Origin of the sequence: Acinetobacter pecorum (genome assembly GCF_014837015.1) — a bacterium.
Classification (GTDB): domain Bacteria; phylum Pseudomonadota; class Gammaproteobacteria; order Pseudomonadales; family Moraxellaceae; genus Acinetobacter; species Acinetobacter pecorum.
The window spans coordinates 1-13,947 of the sequence record NZ_JACSPT010000021.1 but is presented as its reverse complement, the minus strand read 5'-3'; the positions used below and the strand labels follow the sequence as shown (position 1 = coordinate 13,947).

The window sequence follows — 13,947 nt, the reverse complement described above, 5'->3', positions numbered from 1 at the left end:
GGCTTTATATTTATCTTTTCATAGCTGGCAATTATACTCAATTCTAATTTTTCATTCTGCGACTTATATGGCCAATGCTTCCAGCGATCAAATCTATCTTCAATCCTCAGGTTTTATCCGCACCCATCGTTATAAAGCCGGCATTTTACTAAGCTGTAGTCTAGTACTGGGACTTCCTGCATGTAGCACCTTACCCAAGCAAACTGAACAGCCAAGCCAGATGGCATTTGAAACTGATACCTCGCAAACCAGTCTGGCTCAAATTATTGAACCTTTACGTGAACAGAATATCGGTCTGACCGGTTATCGCGTGCTTTATGATCCATTGGAAGCACTGGCTGCACGTATGCAGCTGATCCATAAAGCAGAACGCAGTCTGGATCTGCAATATTACATCTGGGATAACGACCGCATTGGCGCCCTCGCCCTGCATGCCATTATTCAGGCAGCGGACCGTGGTGTAAAAGTACGCCTGTTGATGGATGATAACAATGCCAAGAAAATGGAAGGGATTTATCTGGCCTTGAACCAGCATCAGAATATCGATGTGAAACTGTACAACCCTTATCGTTTCCGTAAATATCGCGCCATGGACATGGTGCTGGATTTAAAGCGAATCAATCGCCGCATGCATAATAAAAGCTTTATTGCTGACAACCAGATTGCACTGATTGGTGGGCGTAATATGAGCAACCAGTATTATAATGTCAGTGAAAACTATCAGTTCTCGGATGTCGATGTCATGCTGGTCGGTGCGGCTTCGGATGAAATCATCCATTCCTTCGATGAATACTGGAATGATGATTATGCTTATCCGGTACAAGAAATTGTCAATCCGCACCATCACGGGTTACGTTTCCCGAGCCTGAGGCAACAGCTTGAAGCCCATAGTCAGGATCCAGCCACAAAGAATTATCTGGATCTGGCAAATCGTTCTCTGGCCTTTGATCAATGGTTAGAACAGAAGATTCAGCTAGACTGGGTTGAAGCAGAAGTCGTCAAAGATCCACCCAGTAAAATCAAGGCCAAAGCCAAAACTGAAGAACATCTCAATTTCCAGTTATTACAGCATCTGGAAAAGCCTGAACAGAGTGTAGACATTGTCTCTGCCTATTTCGTGCCGGAAAAAACCGGTGCAGACCGTCTGAAAAAACTGGTGAATGAGAATATCAAGGTTCGGGTATTAACCAACTCATTTAAAGCCAATGACGTTTCTGTAGTACATGCCTTTTATGCCAAATATCGAAAGGACCTGCTGGAAAATGATGTACAGCTATATGAATTTCTGGCTGCCCCAGATTCACACAACTTAAACGTCAATACAGAAGAGATTGCCAAAAAAGCAAAAGTTAGCCTGAAAGGCCTGAGTCGCTCCAGTCTGCATGCCAAACTGATGGCACTAGACCAAAAACAGGTTTTCATCGGTTCATTTAACTTTGATCCGCGTTCAGCTTATCTGAATACTGAAATTGGTGTGTTGCTAAACAGCCCTGCTCTGGCAAAAGCCGTACACGAAACCATGGATCAGAATTTGAGTAAATATGCCTATAAACTGGTCTTAGATGCGAACCAGAACATTAACTGGAAAATCAGGAAAGCCAATGGCGAAATAAAAACCTTTAGCAAAGAGCCAGGAATAAAATGGTATCAGAAAACCGGATTAAAACTGTTGTCGTGGTTGCCAATTGAAGGCTTTATGTAAGACCGACGCATAAATTTTATTTCTAAAAAACCCCGTTTACCGAGGCTTTTTTAATACTTGGGATTGCAACTCATGTAAGCCTTCCTGCATTTTTTCCTGTACCACACGAGTCAGACTGTCTACCGTATGCCCCTCGGAAGAAATTGCAGGCAAAGCCATTAAATGTGCAGTAACTTCTGGCATTTCCAGTACTTTTTTGACATGGGCAGCAAAACTCAGATCATTGACATACGGCGCGACCAGATCCAGTTCACCCTGCTGATTCACATAACAGATCAAACAGATTTGCACTGGACGATTAGCTTCAATCGCAGCCCCTAGAATCCGGCCATGAACCTTTTTAATAAAACGGCCATCTGAAGTCGTGGCTTCAGGAAAGAACAGCACCGGAATATCCTGCTTGAGAAAATCAGTAATTTGTTCACGAATTCTGACAGAATCTCCAGAACCACGTTTAATAAATAAGGTGCCGCCGCCTTTGGCCAATTTTCCAAAAACGGGCCAGTTTTCAATCTCGGCCTTGGCCAGGAAAAATACGCGTGCCCCTGATCCCAGCACTGCAATGTCTAGCCAAGAGATATGATTGCTTACCCATAAAGCGGGTTCCCGTGGAATCTCCCCATGCACCTGCACTTTAATATTAAAAACCTGACACAATTGGCGGCAAAAATATTGCACATAACGGGTATTGGAGGGATTATTCGGATTTTTATATAAGCCATGACGAAAAACCAGATAAAATCCGTTACTAATGGCTGCCAGCAAGGCACCAATTTTTCTTGTGTAGAGGAAGAATTTTGTCAAGCCACGTATGTCGGATGTTTGATCTTGTACAGTCGGGTTCATAAAAACGTCACTAAAATCCTAAGCTAGATACAGGGAATATCTACGAATTAAACTCATTCTATACTGTTCATTCGCAACTTGCATTGATAATAAAAATCGGCCAATAACATCTATATCTCCAATTTTAATTGGATTAAAAAATCATTCAAAATAAAACTATCGAAATATTAGATTGAAAAGGATCGCAGCCATGCCAGATCAAATACAGCCCGCGAAAGAAACTCTTCAGCCTCTACAAGTGCTCAAATATATTTTGGGTGGTACCCTTATCTATGCCGTAGTACTGGTAACACTTGCACAACTATTTATTAGCGCACTTTAAACCTAAGCCGCACTAATTCAGTATCTGTATAGTCCGTTTTCTACTACACTTAAGTTTTTAAGTGGAGATCGGCCTGAGTGGAATATTTACAACAACATCGAGGGAAAGAGCGCGTCATTCTGGTGAGTGTCAGCGTACAAATGCTGGATGACCTTGATGCTGAAGAGTTTCGTTTGCTGGCACAGTCTGCAGATGCCGAAATTCTGGAACATATTCATGCTCAGCGGGTTAAACCTGATGCCAAATTTTTTATCGGCTCCGGCAAGGCAGAAGAAATTGCCGAACGTGTAAAAGAACTAGATGCCAATCTGGTCATTTTTGATCATGCCTTAACCCCTGCTCAAGCCCGGAATCTGGAACAGGTAATCAAATGCCGCGTGGTAGATCGTACCGAACTGATTCTGGATATTTTTGCCCAGCGTGCACGTAGCTACGAAGGCAAGCTGCAAGTTGAACTGGCACAATTACAGCATTTATCTTCGCGCTTGATTCGTAGTCGTGGCAATCTCGACAGCCAGAAAGGCGGGATCGGTTTGCGTGGTCCGGGTGAAACCCTCCTGGAAACAGATCGGCGCTTGCTACGTATCCGTATGGGGCAACTCAAGGCACGTATTGATAAAGTCCGCCAAACCCGGATGCAAGGCCGTGTTGCCCGTCAAAAAGCAGCTGTTCCAACAGTATCTTTAGTCGGCTATACCAATGCCGGTAAGTCGACCCTATTTAATTTACTCGCCAATAGCGATGTTTATGCAGCCGATCAGCTGTTTGCCACTTTGGACCCTACCTTACGGCGTCTGGAATGGGATGGTATCGGCAATCTGGTATTGGCCGATACGGTCGGTTTTGTCCGTAATCTTTCCCATTCACTGGTGGAATCCTTTAAGGCAACGCTGGAAGAAACCGTTGAAGCCACACTGTTACTGCATGTGATTGATTCAAGTAGTCCAGAGATGCTGGAACAGATTGAAGCCGTTGAAAAAGTGCTGAAAGAAATTGGGGCCGATGTTCCCATCCTTCAGGTTTACAATAAAATTGACTGTAGCGGTGAAGAAGCCAAAATTATTTATCGACGCCCGGGTGAACCGGAACGGGTCTATGTCTCGGCACATACTGGCGAAGGTATCGACCTGCTGCGTAAAGCGGTACATGAATCCTTGATGGGGCAACTGCAGTCCTTCGATTTAATTCTCAAACCTGCCTACGGCAAGCTGCGCAACCAGCTGTATAGCTTGAATGTGATTCAGTCTGAACATTATGATGATGAAGGCCAACTGCATCTGCATATTCGAATTGCGCCACAAAAACTGGAACAATTGATTAAACAGGCGCATTTACCTTTAGACGAAATTTTGGGAAAACAGGCGCAGCAGTTTCAACGTCCACTGGAAGCGTTTGAAATCCAGTCAAAGATCGAGTAAAACTTGATAAGTAAACTTATTAATGATCAGAGTAATGAACTGGATAAAACAAATTGACTGGCCAGCATGGATCGGCACCCTGTTACTTATTGTTATCTTTCGGGAAGCTTCGGTCTGGTTAATGACCCAGCTGAATCATCCTGAACTGGGTAATCTGGTCGGGTTATTAAGCCTATTAATTGCACTTTTTACTTGGCGCTATTTCGGCAAACTCCCCGCTCGCCTGGTGGATACCAATAACAAACTGATGAAGGAAAGTGCCTTTGCTTTCCTTCCCGTCAGTGCAGGTGCCCTAATGATGCTGGTACATATGGGCCAGAAAATTCCGGCTTTTCTGTTCATCATGTTTTTTAGCACCCTAATTCCTTTATGGGTGTATGCCAAAATGGCCAAGCGCTGGTTATAGGAGTTCCGCATGTTATCTATTTTGTATGGCTTCGCGGTCACACTCATCGCCTATCTGATTGCCAAACCCTGTAACCGGATCATTCCGCAAATTCCCGTCATCGTGTTTAGCATGTTTTTTGTGCTGGCACTTTTATTTGCACTCGGAATTCCCTATGAAAATTACATGGATGAAGTAAATCCACTTTTCAACCATTTACTCGGCTATGTAACAGTCGCATTGGCTATTCCTCTGGCTGCCATGCGCTATGATGATTTGCCGCTCAAAGCCATTATCGGCATTTTGGTCTTTGCCAGTATCAGTGCGGTTGCCTTACCGATGGGTCTGGCTTATCTGCTACATATGGCTTCTGCCGACATTTTGGCTTTTGCTACTCGTGCCGTCACTACGCCAATTGCAATTAATATTGCCACCCTGCTGGATGCACCTATCAGTATGGTTATTCTGATTGTGATTCTCTCCGGTGTGATTGGTGCGGCTTTTTCTCCGTTTATTCTGAGACATATTAATGATGAACGTGCATCCGGACTCGCCTTGGGACTGGCAGCACATGCCATCGGCACAGCTCAGGCCTGGCAGCGCGGCAGTGTTGCAGGTCGTTATGCTGCTTTTGGTATGGCGGTAAATGCAGTCTTTACTGCAATCTGGTTGCCAACTTTTATACTGTATCTGCAAAAAATGTGACTAGTGAATCAAATTAATTGTTTGTTTTATGTGGTAATCGTTCTTACTATAGAGTAAGAACACTAATCTTACCTAGGAACAGATATATGAAAAAGGTTCAATTTTTTTCAACTTTACTTTTAGCCTCTTTCAGCCATCTGGCTTTGGCCTCTGACCTTTCAGGGACATGGCGAAGCATTGATGACAAGACCGGCTCGTCTAAAGCATTCCTGGAGATTCGTGAGACATCAGAAGGCGTCTATACAGCTAAAATTACGAAAATCACTCCGCGCCCTGGTTATACAGCAAAAGAAACCTGTGTTTCCTGTCCCGCTCCATATACCAATAAGCCAATTCTAGGACTGGATGTACTGACAGGCCTGAAATACACAGGCAATAACAGTTTCAGTCAGGGTAAACTTCTCGACCCATTATCAGGCAATATTTATAATACCAAAGCGAAATTGAGTGCCAATGGAAAACGTCTGACATTGCGTGGCTATGTAGGGGTTTCAGCACTGGGCCGTAGTCAGACCTGGATCAAATATGAATAAGTCAGGTTTAATCACATAAAATGTGATTAATTTATGCTTTAGTAGATAGAAGCTTGCATTTTTATACATTAAGTTGTATGAATATTAGACACATACTTTTTCATGCAATAAAGATTATGAAAATGTATTCGGGTAATGTGCAGCAACGTTCACCACATGGAATTGGGTGAACGTTAATTAAAAAAATAAGGATATAACATGCATAAAATTGCAGCTTTAACTATTATTTCAGCTTCTTTATTTACTGGCTCTATGGCATTTGCTCAGGAACTGTCTGGCCTATGGCAACAGATTGATGATAAAACTGGCTCACCTAAAGCATTGATTGAAATGAAAACTGAAGCAGATGGTTCCTATACAGGAACGATTACTAAAGTCACACCCCGCCAGGGTTATACACCACGGGAAAAATGCATCAAATGTCCGGCACCTTATACAGATAAACCGATTTTGGGTTTAGATGTCATTAAAGGATTGAAGCCCACCACCAAAAATAACTTTGCACATGGCCAGGTACTCGATCCACTCACCGGCAAAATTTATGATTTAAAGGGGCGGATTTCCGCCAATGGGAAACGACTGACCTTACGTGGATATATTGGGATATCTGCTATCGGGCGTACACAAACTTGGATCCGTCAGGATTAATAAAATAGCACTTCGGTGTTGGGGATCTTTTATTTCATCCATAAAAAAAGAGATAAATATAATGAAACAATTTAAATTAGTATTAATGTTCTTCGTGACAATGATGAGCGGGATGATTTATGCACAGGATTTAACTGGCACCTGGCAGCAAATTGATGACAAAACCGGCTCACCAAAAGCGATTATTGAAATTCGTCAAAATGACAATGGAACTTTTGCTGGAAAAATTGTCAAAGTGACTCCACGTCCAGGCTATACGCCTCAGAAAACCTGCAATAAATGTCCGGCCCCTTATACCAATCAACCTATTTTAGGCATGGACGTTTTGACTGGTTTAAAAAATGTGGAAGGCACCAATAACTACGAGAAAGGTAGAGTGATTGATCCACTATCAGGTAAAATTTATGATGCCAAGGTACGCTTGAGTGCGAATGGCAAACGTTTAACCTTGCGTGGTTATGTTGGGGTTTCCGCTTTAGGCCGTAGCCAGACCTGGATCCGTCAGGACTAATAAATTCTGAGTATACAAAAGCTGCCGAATTGGCAGCTTTTTAGTGCATTCATTCTAGATTTTTTCAAATAATTATTGACTATTTTAGTAAGATTTCTAACATGAGCGGCGCTGATAAAAATTCTGTGGAATAAGCCTCTATGTTTAGAAAAATATTGCTTGTCATACTGCTAGCAGCATGCATGACCAACCTTTGGGCAAAAGATATTACCGGGATCTGGCAACAGATTGATGATAAAAGTGGTGCAGCAAAAGCCATCATTGTCATTTTCAAAGAGGACAACAACACCTATTCAGGCAAAATTGTAAAGATCACTCCTCGCCCGGGTTATACGCCACGTGAAAAATGCAATAATTGCCCCGCGCCCTATACCAATCAGCCTATTCTGGGAATGACCATTATCAGGGGCCTAAAACATGTAGAAGGCACCAATAACTATGAAAAAGGTAAAGTTATTGATCCCTTGGTAGGTAAAATTTATGATGCAAAAATGCGTCTGAACAACACGGGGAAACGCTTAACTTTACGTGCCAGTATTGGTGTTTCTGTATTGGGCCGAAACCAGACCTGGATTCGGGCAGACTAAATTTAAAATTAAAAAAGCCACGTGTAATCACGTGGCTTTTTTAATAGCTTTACTTACATCACCGGATTGTTAACTGCAAACATCTGCTGGTCTTCCAGACGAAATGCCATCAGCTGATTGCCCCAAACACAGCCACCATCGACATTCTGAATCCTGTCTGAAATGGTTTTACCATTTAAAGCTGCCCAGTGACCAAACAGGATCTGATGACTTTTCGCAGCCTGGGACTCAAAATCAAACCAGGGTTTAAAGCCTTCCGGCATCGGATCATCCAGCCCATCTTTAAAACTGTATTCCAGACGTCCTTCTACATCGGTTAAACGCATTCGGGTGAGATAGTTTACGATACAGCGAATACGTTCTTGACCTTGCAGTTGATCTGACCAAAGTGCCGGCTCTTTCCCAAACATCTCTTTGAGAAAATTATCCAGCACATCAAAGTCATCATGAGCAATAATTGCTTCTACTTCCTGTGCCAGCTGTGCAGTTTTTTCTGCACTCCAGAGACTCGGAATCCCGGCATGGGTCAGAATAGTCTGCTCATTGGGAAATAAACAAAGTGGCTGTTTACGTAGCCAGTCAATCAGTTCATCGCTGTCGATCGCATCAATGACATCCTGAACATTGTCTTTTGCTTTTACTGGCTTGATGCCACGGGCATAGGCCAGCAACGTTAAATCATGATTTCCCAAGACAGTTGCAGCCGCACCCTGCTCAGCCAGTTTCTTGATAAACCGCAGTGCGCCAATTGAGTTTTCACCCCGTGCCACCAAATCTCCAGCAAACCAGATAAAATCCTGATCTGCATCAAACTTGATTTGTTTAAGCAAAGCTTTCAAAGCCTCAAAACAGCCTTGAACATCACCAATCACATAATTATATCGAGCAGTACGGTTCATCGTAATTTAAGCCACCATTTGATCTGAAAGTACAACAAACTGTTCAAGGGTCAGGGTTTCTGGACGCGCCATCGGGTCAACACCCGCTTTTTCAAAACCATCTTCTACCAGCATACCCTTCAAGCTGTTACGCAAGGTTTTACGACGCTGGGTAAAGACATGAGATACCAGACGTGCCAGCGCTTTTTCATTCTTCGCCACAATCGGTTTAACTTTATAAGGCTCTAAACGGAATACCGCTGAAGTTACTTTTGGAGGCGGATTAAAAGAGCCTGGTGGTACTTCGAACAGGAAAGTCGGTTTACAGAAATATTGAATCATCACCGACAGACGGCCATATTCTTTGGTATTCGGTGATGCGGTAATGCGGTCCACGACTTCTTTTTGCAGCATGAAATGCATGTCTTGCACTTTGTCACCAAATTCCAGGAGATGGAATAACAGTGGCGTTGAAATATTATAGGGCAAGTTACCAACGACACGTAATGGACGACCTTCCTGAAACAATTGAGAATAATCGTATCTCAAGGCATCGGCTTCAATAATGGTTAAACGTTCCGGATGCGGTACACGACCCGGCAGACCAGCAGCCAGATCACGATCCAGCTCAAGTACGGTTAAGGCATCACATTCACCAATTAAAGGTGAAGTCAAAGCGGCCAGACCCGGGCCAATTTCCAGAATGTTCTGACCTGGACGCGGATTGACTGAGCGTACAATTTTGGCAATGACACGCTGGTCATGTAAAAAGTTTTGACCAAATCTTTTTCGAGCCTGATGCCCTTCATCTTTTGGGTTTAAGGCATTAATTTGATACATAAAAACATTTCCAACGTGAGTGATGAACAATAATCAGTGGCGCGCCAGATCGAGGGCTAAATCGACAGCAACGTGCAGGCTGGAACTTTTCGCAAGTCCCGTCCCCGCAAGGGAGAGTGCTGTGCCATGATCAACAGAAGTTCGAATAAACGGTAAGCCGAGGGTAATATTAATGGCTTCACCAAAACCCTGTGATTTTAACACAGGTAAACCCTGATCGTGATACATCGCCAGAACAGCATCAGCATCTTTTAGGTTTTCCGGGGTAAACAAAGTATCAGCAGGTAGGCTTAAACTCATGTTGATACCTTGAGCACGATAACTTTCGAGTACCGGATTGATCACTTCAATTTCTTCCATCCCCAAGTAACCACCCTCACCCGCATGCGGATTTAAACCGCAAACCAGTATCTTCGGCTGTTCAATCTTGAATTTGGATTTCAGATCGTGAATCAGAATATCAATTACCTGATGCAAGCGTTCAGGGGTAATTGCATCTGCCACGGCACGTAAAGGAAGATGTGTGGTAGCCAAAGCCACACGTAAGGTTTTGGTGGCCAGCATCATGACCACACGTGGAACACCAGCAAATTCCTGGTAATACTCGGTATGGCCACTAAAAGAAATACCTGCTTCATTAATTACAGATTTTTGTACAGGCGCAGTCGCAACGCCAACACTTTTTCCTGACATGGCGTAGTCTGCGGATCGACGCAGTTGCTCCAGTACATAAGCAGCATTGTTCGGATTCAATTCACCCAATACCACCTCTTGCTGCAAAGGTACATGCTCTACAAAAAGCTCACCGATACCTGAAGATGCATCCTGCCCGTGATACGGAATCAGCTCAACCGGCAATTTAAGTGTCTGAGCAAGTTGCTTGAGCATATCCATATCTGCTAATACCACAATTGGGCGCTCATCAACACGCTCTGCAAGACTCAGGCAAATATCAGGACCAATTCCAGCAGGTTCCCCACTGGTGACATATAAAGGCAGCATCATCTTCTCAATTTGGCAAAGCTGAGAAATATTATAACCCGATCACGCCTACGCTGTAGTGATCATTGCAAAGAGTACTTATAAATCAATATTTTGATACGATTGAAACTATGGTTACAAATATAGTTGCAGTTTTTGCAGCATATAATGGCTTAGGCCTTTCTTTCACCAAGGAGATTAGATAAAATACAGCGCTTGAAATTTTAATTTTCATTTGTGATTCTTCACGTATTCGTTTAGAATCGCGTCTCCTTTAGTTTGGACAGATTCCATAGTCCAAACCAACTATAATAGGTAGTGGTTTAATGAAAACTCTCAGCGCTAAGCCAGCTGAAGTTCAACACGACTGGTACGTTGTTGATGCTTCTGGCAAAACTTTAGGTCGCCTTGCGACTGAAATCGCTCGTCGTTTACGCGGTAAGCATAAAACTTCTTATACTCCTCACGTTGACACTGGCGACTATATCGTAGTTATCAATGCTGAAGAAATCACTGTGACTGGTAAAAAGTCACAAGATAAGAAATACTATCGCCACACTGGTTTCCCTGGTGGTATCCGTGAGACTAACTTTGAAAAGTTAATCGCTCACAAACCAGAAGCAGTTCTAGAAAAAGCTGTTAAAGGTATGTTACCTAAAGGTCCTCTTGGTTATGCAATGATCAAGAAAATGAAAGTGTATGCAGGTACTGAGCATCCACACGCTGCTCAACAGCCACAAGTTTTGGACATCTAAGGGATAACAGCACATGGCTACTAATTATGGTACAGGTCGCCGTAAGACCGCAACTGCACGTGTTTTCCTATCAGCTGGTACTGGTAAACTCGTAATTAACAACCGCACTCTTGAACAGTATTTCGGTCGTGAAACTGCTCGTATGGTTGTTAACCAACCACTTGAGCTTCTTGAAGCGACTAACAAATATGACCTTTACATCACTGTTGCTGGTGGTGGTATCGGTGGTCAAGCAGGCGCTATCCGTCACGGTATTACTCGTGCACTGATCGCTTCTGACGAAACTTTAAAACCTGCTCTTCGTCAAGCTGGTTTCGTTACTCGTGATGCTCGTGAAGTTGAACGTAAGAAACTTGGTTTACGTAAAGCTCGTAAACGTCCTCAATTCTCTAAACGTTAATTCGTTTACCGAATCGGACAAAAAACCCTGGATTTTCCAGGGTTTTTTTATGGGTATATTAGTCGAGTAGATGGAAAGATTTTCTCTTTATTGTTCATGCACATCTTTACCCCATACCCCTTCATGGCACCAGAATGACTTCATCAAATAATAATTTGCAATCCCAATACAGATAAACAGCAAAATGATAGGAAGCTTGATCAGCATTTTATTTTCCTCCTGTTGTTTTTCTTATAATCTACCCCGACTCAAAGGGAGTGACTTTTGATGATTAGTGCTTTTTGGGTTGAATTTTAGTATCCTAGTCTATTCATTAGAAGCTTATCAGGATTTATGTCAGTCGAAAGCGCGCCTCTTCAAGGAATTACTCTCTATAGTCATGCCGATGACTTTCGTTCCCATTGGATTCGCTACGTACTTGCCGAAAAACAGATTAAATATAACCTGATTTTGGTAGATACTGATGATGAGGATTTGGCCAGTCTCAATCCTTATAATCAATTGCCGATGCTGATTGAAAATGAGCTCAAATTATTCAATACGCCGATTATTTCTGAATATATAGATGATCGTTATCGCCAGAATAAACTCTATGCCGATGCTCCAATGCCACGTGCAGAACAACGCCAATATATCTGGCGCTTTGAAAATGACTGGTTGAAACTGGCTGATATCATGCTATGTCATCCTGATACCCTGGATAAGAAAGCCAAAGTTAAGGCACAGAAACAGTTACAGGACATTCTGATTTCACTAATGCCCTTATTCCAGCATTTTCCCTATTTTATGTCTGAACAATTTAGTATCCTAGATTGCATGCTGGCACCAATTTTTATCCGTCTGAAACACATGGGTATCGAATTACCACAGCAGCAATGCCGTCCATTTCACCTGTATTGCCAGCGAATATTCAGTCGTCCTGCTTTTGTAAAATCCATGACATTGCAGGAAAAGAACCGTTATTCAGCGCAACTCAAGCATCTGTAGAGAAACCTCATGTCCGAACAAGAATTCAACCTTAGCCCTACCCGTCCCTATATGGCACGTGCAATCTATGAGTGGGTTTGCGACAACAATATGACGCCTTATCTATTGGTGGATGCTACACGTCCAAATACAATGGTTCCGGAGCAGTTTGTTAAAGATGGACAAATTGTTCTGAATATCGTACCCCATGCCGTCCATGCGCTGCATATAAGCAATGATGCGATTAGCTTCTCGGCCCGATTTGGCGGTGTATCTCGGGATATCTATGTACCTATAGAAGCAGTACTGGGTATTTATGCACGTGAAAATGGACAAGGTTTATTCTTTGATCCAAGTGAATATGAGCATACACAAAATGATGAAGATGCTTTAAAATCAAGCACTGAAGAACCAGCTGAACCACCAAAGAAAAAAACAACTTTAAGACTATTAGATTAAAAATAATGGAGTAAGTGAATGGCTTTTGATTTAGTACAATATTTTGTTGAACAGATAGAAACTCAAAAGCCTGAGCTTCTAAAAGAGTATACAAAAGAAGAAAGGCGAAAATATATCTGCGAAATCAATGCTTTAACTTTAGGTAAACTTATTACTGAGTGGCGTCACAATCCGCAAAAAATTTATAATGAAATCAAGCATCCAGATGAATTATATATACTGGAAATTGCCCGCCACCTGACGACCCAAGTTGAAAACAAGTCAGCCTTGCCACGACCGCAACTTGAGCAGGTCACCTCAGAAATCTTTCATTTCCAGCTCAATGAGCTGAAACAGTTAAATGATACCGGCAATCATAATCTGAATAGTATTCAAGAACTTCTTAAAGGACAAATTGAACATTTATCCGGTCAAGCAGATGACTGGATTTGGACAACAAATAAGCTAATAGAACTAAAAGGCTCTAAACCAATTGTACAAGAAGAGCTATCATTGGAAGCATCAATGAAGGAGTTTAATCAAATGGTAAGCCAGAATCAGCAGCATCAAGATGTCGAAGATGTTATTCTTGTAGAAACCCCAACATGGGCAAAGATTGTTGAACCAATCGTAGCCATTGCAATTCTCTGGGTGTTGATTGCAGCCGTTATGCGTGTATTTGGCTAAAATAGCCAGCAGTAAAAAACCAGCGAATCGCTGGTTTTTTTATTTCCTGCATTTCAACAGCGGCATCTATACTTTGCAGGCTTGGTAGGCTCTTATAAGCCAGATCATTTCAACTTAGGACCAGCCCCGTAATCATGTGCCCAAAGCCATGTTATCGGGTTTTGAAACACGCTCTCTCCCTTAGATTATTCCTTTCAGGAAGCTCTAGCCGCTCCAGTACCTTTTATACATCTAAAAAGTGTCTAAGCTTTCGACTAAATTCCCCCCATAAAAAAACACCCCCGGCCTTTAGACCGGGGGTGTTTCGAATAATGAGCTGGCGATGACTTACTCTCACATGGGTAA

The 13,947-nt window shown here is 42.6% G+C and carries 18 protein-coding genes; 14 read left to right on the top strand and 4 right to left on the bottom strand.

Features of this window, described 5'->3' with window-relative positions; translation table 11 throughout:
- Positions 1-67 precede the first annotated feature (67 nt).
- Complete coding sequence (locus tag H9629_RS13275) at positions 68-1,702, top strand: phospholipase D family protein (RefSeq protein WP_081406388.1); 1,635 nt, start codon at positions 68-70, stop codon at positions 1,700-1,702.
- A 36-nt stretch (positions 1,703-1,738) separates the two neighbouring features.
- Here the strand turns inward: H9629_RS13275 and H9629_RS13270 are convergent, their stop codons facing one another.
- Complete coding sequence (locus H9629_RS13270) at positions 1,739-2,548, bottom strand: lysophospholipid acyltransferase family protein (RefSeq protein WP_191731265.1); 810 nt, start codon at positions 2,546-2,548, stop codon at positions 1,739-1,741.
- A 190-nt stretch (positions 2,549-2,738) separates the two neighbouring features.
- Here H9629_RS13270 and H9629_RS15505 point away from each other — a divergent pair, with 190 nt between their 5' ends.
- The 8 genes from H9629_RS15505 (at position 2,739) to H9629_RS13235 (ending at position 7,657) form a co-directional block, all read left to right on the top strand.
- The gene (locus H9629_RS15505; RefSeq protein WP_263600648.1) at positions 2,739-2,870 is read left to right on the top strand and encodes a hypothetical protein; all 132 of its coding nucleotides are present in this window, start codon (positions 2,739-2,741) and stop codon (positions 2,868-2,870) included.
- A 77-nt stretch (positions 2,871-2,947) separates the two neighbouring features.
- Positions 2,948-4,288, top strand: coding sequence for a ribosome rescue GTPase HflX (hflX, locus tag H9629_RS13265; protein WP_064102536.1), 1,341 nt, complete (start codon positions 2,948-2,950; stop codon positions 4,286-4,288).
- Positions 4,289-4,322: 34 nt separating this feature from the next.
- Positions 4,323-4,694 (top strand): hypothetical protein, encoded by a 372-nt coding sequence (locus H9629_RS13260; protein ID WP_064097123.1) that lies wholly within the window; start codon positions 4,323-4,325, stop codon positions 4,692-4,694.
- A gap of 9 nt (positions 4,695-4,703) precedes the next feature.
- Positions 4,704-5,378 carry an LrgB family protein gene (locus H9629_RS13255; RefSeq protein WP_064097066.1) on the top strand — a complete coding sequence of 225 codons (675 nt, stop codon included), beginning with the start codon at positions 4,704-4,706 and terminating at the stop codon, positions 5,376-5,378.
- An 86-nt stretch (positions 5,379-5,464) separates the two neighbouring features.
- On the top strand, positions 5,465-5,911 hold the full coding sequence (locus tag H9629_RS13250; RefSeq protein ID WP_064097065.1) for a DUF2147 domain-containing protein: 447 nt from the start codon (positions 5,465-5,467) through the stop codon (positions 5,909-5,911).
- A 198-nt stretch (positions 5,912-6,109) separates the two neighbouring features.
- Positions 6,110-6,559, top strand: coding sequence for a DUF2147 domain-containing protein (locus tag H9629_RS13245; protein WP_064097064.1), 450 nt, complete (start codon positions 6,110-6,112; stop codon positions 6,557-6,559).
- Between the two features lie 61 nt (positions 6,560-6,620).
- Positions 6,621-7,070: a DUF2147 domain-containing protein gene (locus tag H9629_RS13240; protein WP_064102537.1), complete on the top strand. Its 450-nt coding sequence runs from the start codon at positions 6,621-6,623 to the stop codon at positions 7,068-7,070.
- A 140-nt stretch (positions 7,071-7,210) separates the two neighbouring features.
- Positions 7,211-7,657, top strand: coding sequence for a DUF2147 domain-containing protein (locus H9629_RS13235; RefSeq protein WP_064102538.1), 447 nt, complete (start codon positions 7,211-7,213; stop codon positions 7,655-7,657).
- Between the two features lie 53 nt (positions 7,658-7,710).
- On the opposite strand, the gene H9629_RS13230 is transcribed toward H9629_RS13235, so the two are convergent.
- The 3 genes from H9629_RS13230 to pdxA are packed head-to-tail and all read right to left on the bottom strand — an operon-like array spanning position 7,711 to position 10,380.
- Complete coding sequence (locus H9629_RS13230) at positions 7,711-8,556, bottom strand: symmetrical bis(5'-nucleosyl)-tetraphosphatase (RefSeq protein ID WP_064102539.1); 846 nt, start codon at positions 8,554-8,556, stop codon at positions 7,711-7,713.
- A 6-nt stretch (positions 8,557-8,562) separates the two neighbouring features.
- On the bottom strand, positions 8,563-9,375 hold the full coding sequence (rsmA, locus tag H9629_RS13225) for a 16S rRNA (adenine(1518)-N(6)/adenine(1519)-N(6))-dimethyltransferase RsmA (protein ID WP_064102540.1): 813 nt from the start codon (positions 9,373-9,375) through the stop codon (positions 8,563-8,565).
- A 33-nt stretch (positions 9,376-9,408) separates the two neighbouring features.
- On the bottom strand, positions 9,409-10,380 hold the full coding sequence (gene pdxA, locus H9629_RS13220; RefSeq protein ID WP_171255303.1) for a 4-hydroxythreonine-4-phosphate dehydrogenase PdxA: 972 nt from the start codon (positions 10,378-10,380) through the stop codon (positions 9,409-9,411).
- Between the two features lie 302 nt (positions 10,381-10,682).
- On the opposite strand from pdxA, the gene rplM reads away from it, so the two are divergent.
- The 5 genes from rplM to H9629_RS13195 all read left to right on the top strand — a co-directional run bounded on the left by rplM (position 10,683) and on the right by H9629_RS13195 (position 13,602).
- Entirely contained in the window at positions 10,683-11,111 is a 429-nt protein-coding gene (gene rplM, locus H9629_RS13215; RefSeq protein WP_004281682.1) for a 50S ribosomal protein L13, read from the top strand.
- Between the two features lie 13 nt (positions 11,112-11,124).
- Complete coding sequence (rpsI, locus tag H9629_RS13210; protein WP_064097058.1) at positions 11,125-11,511, top strand: 30S ribosomal protein S9; 387 nt, start codon at positions 11,125-11,127, stop codon at positions 11,509-11,511.
- 333 nt (positions 11,512-11,844) lie between these two features.
- Positions 11,845-12,498, top strand: a complete 654-nt coding sequence (locus tag H9629_RS13205; RefSeq protein WP_144725317.1) for a glutathione S-transferase N-terminal domain-containing protein — start codon at positions 11,845-11,847, stop codon at positions 12,496-12,498.
- Between the two features lie 9 nt (positions 12,499-12,507).
- The gene (locus H9629_RS13200) at positions 12,508-12,936 is read left to right on the top strand and encodes a ClpXP protease specificity-enhancing factor (RefSeq protein ID WP_064097056.1); all 429 of its coding nucleotides are present in this window, start codon (positions 12,508-12,510) and stop codon (positions 12,934-12,936) included.
- A gap of 18 nt (positions 12,937-12,954) precedes the next feature.
- The gene (locus tag H9629_RS13195) at positions 12,955-13,602 is read left to right on the top strand and encodes a hypothetical protein (protein ID WP_064102544.1); all 648 of its coding nucleotides are present in this window, start codon (positions 12,955-12,957) and stop codon (positions 13,600-13,602) included.
- Positions 13,603-13,947: the final 345 nt, after the last annotated feature.

Bases quoted from the DNA above. Each gene is read 5' to 3' on its own strand.
- H9629_RS13275 (WP_081406388.1), top strand. From the start codon at position 68: ATGGCCAATGCTTCCAGCGATCAAATCTATCTTCAATCCTCAGGTTTT.
- H9629_RS13270 (WP_191731265.1), bottom strand. From the start codon at position 2,548: ATGAACCCGACTGTACAAGATCAAACATCCGACATACGTGGCTTGACA.
- H9629_RS15505 (WP_263600648.1), top strand. From the start codon at position 2,739: ATGCCAGATCAAATACAGCCCGCGAAAGAAACTCTTCAGCCTCTACAA.
- H9629_RS13260 (WP_064097123.1), top strand. From the start codon at position 4,323: ATGAACTGGATAAAACAAATTGACTGGCCAGCATGGATCGGCACCCTG.
- H9629_RS13255 (WP_064097066.1), top strand. From the start codon at position 4,704: ATGTTATCTATTTTGTATGGCTTCGCGGTCACACTCATCGCCTATCTG.
- H9629_RS13250 (WP_064097065.1), top strand. From the start codon at position 5,465: ATGAAAAAGGTTCAATTTTTTTCAACTTTACTTTTAGCCTCTTTCAGC.
- H9629_RS13245 (WP_064097064.1), top strand. From the start codon at position 6,110: ATGCATAAAATTGCAGCTTTAACTATTATTTCAGCTTCTTTATTTACT.
- H9629_RS13240 (WP_064102537.1), top strand. From the start codon at position 6,621: ATGAAACAATTTAAATTAGTATTAATGTTCTTCGTGACAATGATGAGC.
- H9629_RS13235 (WP_064102538.1), top strand. From the start codon at position 7,211: ATGTTTAGAAAAATATTGCTTGTCATACTGCTAGCAGCATGCATGACC.
- H9629_RS13230 (WP_064102539.1), bottom strand. From the start codon at position 8,556: ATGAACCGTACTGCTCGATATAATTATGTGATTGGTGATGTTCAAGGC.
- rsmA (WP_064102540.1), bottom strand. From the start codon at position 9,375: ATGTATCAAATTAATGCCTTAAACCCAAAAGATGAAGGGCATCAGGCT.
- pdxA (WP_171255303.1), bottom strand. From the start codon at position 10,380: ATGATGCTGCCTTTATATGTCACCAGTGGGGAACCTGCTGGAATTGGT.
- rplM (WP_004281682.1), top strand. From the start codon at position 10,683: ATGAAAACTCTCAGCGCTAAGCCAGCTGAAGTTCAACACGACTGGTAC.
- rpsI (WP_064097058.1), top strand. From the start codon at position 11,125: ATGGCTACTAATTATGGTACAGGTCGCCGTAAGACCGCAACTGCACGT.
- H9629_RS13205 (WP_144725317.1), top strand. From the start codon at position 11,845: ATGTCAGTCGAAAGCGCGCCTCTTCAAGGAATTACTCTCTATAGTCAT.
- H9629_RS13200 (WP_064097056.1), top strand. From the start codon at position 12,508: ATGTCCGAACAAGAATTCAACCTTAGCCCTACCCGTCCCTATATGGCA.
- H9629_RS13195 (WP_064102544.1), top strand. From the start codon at position 12,955: ATGGCTTTTGATTTAGTACAATATTTTGTTGAACAGATAGAAACTCAA.